We start from the raw sequence: 1,348 nt of genomic DNA on the forward strand, positions 1-1,348 counted from the left end.
CCAATTGTTGTGTTTATGCAAATATTCTAGTTAATCTAAAGAGGAAGAATTCTACATTTTTGACACCTCTGAATTGTGCTCTAAATGCTTTGATTTTTGCATTAAAGGATTCTGCTGAAGCGTTGGTACTTCTGTTTATAAAGTAATTGAGAATAGACCTGTAGTTGATTGTTATGGTATTAGCGATAGTATTGAATGCTTTAAATCCTGTTTGCTCTACATCTTTATACCAATGTGCTAGTTTAGTATAAGCAGTTTGTATAGAAGTAGCTGTATTGAATATGTTTCTTAATCCTTGCACTAAATCATATGCTTTTTTGATGTCTGGATATTGTTCGAATAGGATTTTAGACCGTGTATATTGGTTTTGAGTCCAATTATTAGGAGCTTTATAGAGTAAATACCTACTTCTGGCCAAAAGTTGCTTTCTGGTATCTCCATTAGGGAATATTTCAGATGTATATTCCATTTGTTTGCTTTTGGCTCGTTTGATTTGCTCATTTTCCTGATCTATAGCTTCCCATCGATGTTTGATTCTAATATCTTGTAAGGCTTCTAAAGCAAGTTTTTGTACGTGAAAACGATCCGTAACTTGAGTAGCTTTAGGAAAACATTTCTTTACAATCATCTTCATCGAGTGTGCCATATCCAGAGTAACTTCTTTTACTTTATCTCTAAGTGATTTTGGAATCTTAAGTAGTTGTTCTATAATAGGCTCTGCTTTGGTTCCTGCTAGTATGGCCACGATAGCCCCTTTCTTACCTTTAGCTTTTTTATTAGTGATAATGGTATAGAGCTCTCCTTTGGATAGTGCTGTCTCATCAATAGATAGGTATTTACCCATATTTTCTGGAAAGATCAGCCATTGTTTAGCATGAGATTTAGATTTCCACTCTTTAAATTCACTTAAGTAATCCCGAAACTGTCGTTGCAATTTCTTGCCATTAACTCCATAAAAACCACCAATGGTATGACAGTCGTTGGGTTTAGTACTGACTAAGTACTTTTAAAAAAGCAGCGAACTCTACGGTCATACGAGTTCCCTGTGTTACTAAATCCCAATCTCTTTGAACAACTTGTTTAGTAGTTTTATCTAACCAACGACGTCGTTTGATATGTAAATAAACTTCTTTGCCTCGTAATGGAAAATCTTGAATAGTAATCTCCTTGTGGAATCCGTGAGCAATTAGTATTCGATGTTGCTCCTCTTTAGGAATATCTTTCTTTTCTTCAAAATACAAATGAAGAACTTTATCTCTTGTCTCATAAGAGACAATTGTAAAATGAGTAATTAATAGCTCAGGTAGAATTAACTTTAATAAGTCTAAGGACAGTTCCATTTTTTTTT

General features: G+C 33.8%; 1 protein-coding gene and 1 pseudogene. Both read right to left on the minus strand.

Features of this window, described 5'->3' with window-relative positions; translation table 11 throughout:
* Nucleotides 1–13 precede the first annotated feature (13 nt).
* Nucleotides 14–967 carry a transposase gene (locus Q1A01_RS23525; protein ID WP_299685999.1) on the minus strand — a complete coding sequence of 318 codons (954 nt, stop codon included), beginning with the start codon at nucleotides 965–967 and terminating at the stop codon, nucleotides 14–16.
* A gap of 19 nt (nucleotides 968–986) precedes the next feature.
* Nucleotides 987–1,348: pseudogene (locus tag Q1A01_RS23530) on the minus strand (DDE transposase); the annotation flags it as partial.

The sequence above is a fragment of the uncultured Dokdonia sp. genome (assembly GCF_947492815.1).
Taxonomy (GTDB): domain Bacteria; phylum Bacteroidota; class Bacteroidia; order Flavobacteriales; family Flavobacteriaceae; genus Dokdonia.